This is a genomic window from Oleiphilus sp. HI0067 (assembly GCF_001635735.1).
Map to the genome: position 1 here is coordinate 1 of NZ_LWFI01001458.1, position 663 is coordinate 663.

Consider the following 663-nt stretch of genomic DNA (forward strand, 5'->3'; position numbering starts at 1 on the left):
TTAAGGGTGATGATTTCGACGGTGTGGTATTTCGTTCGAATAAGACAACATTTTTTGCCGGCGGTAATCTTGATGATTTGTTCGCGACGCAGCGAGAAAATGCGCAGCAGTTATACGACATGGTACAGAGCATTAAAGTGTCGATGCGTTATCTCGAAACCTGTGGCAAGCCGGTTGTTGCCTGTATTAATGGTGCAGCGCTTGGTGGCGGTTGGGAATTAGCACTTGCCTGTCATCACAGAATATCTGTCAGCGAAGGCGTGAAGCTCGGCTTACCTGAAGTGACGCTTGGCTTGCTTCCTGGTGGGGGCGGCGTTGTGCGCATGTCACGATTGCTTGGTCTGCAAGCTGCTTTGCCATACCTGACAGAAGGCAAGCAGTTTAAGCCAGAGAAAGGTAAAGAGCTGGGGTTGATCGATGAGATCGTCGCGTCTGAAGACGAGCTTGTTGATGCAGCGATTGCATTTATCAAAGCGAACCCGAAAGTTCAGCAGCCGTATGATGTGAAAGGCTATAAAGTACCTGGCGGTAAACCAACTAATCCTGCACTCGCGAAGATGCTACCGATAGCACCGGCAATGATGCGCGACAAAACGAAAGGTGTTTTACCTGCGCCTGAAGCGATCTTGTCTGTGATGGTAGAAAGTCTTCAGGTGGATATCG

The 663-nt window shown here is 49.5% G+C and carries 1 protein-coding gene; it reads left to right on the forward strand.

Annotated features, from left to right (window positions below):
• Positions 1-663, forward strand: a 663-nt coding sequence (locus A3739_RS23830) for an enoyl-CoA hydratase/isomerase family protein (RefSeq protein WP_197472531.1), incomplete at both ends; no start/stop codon positions are given.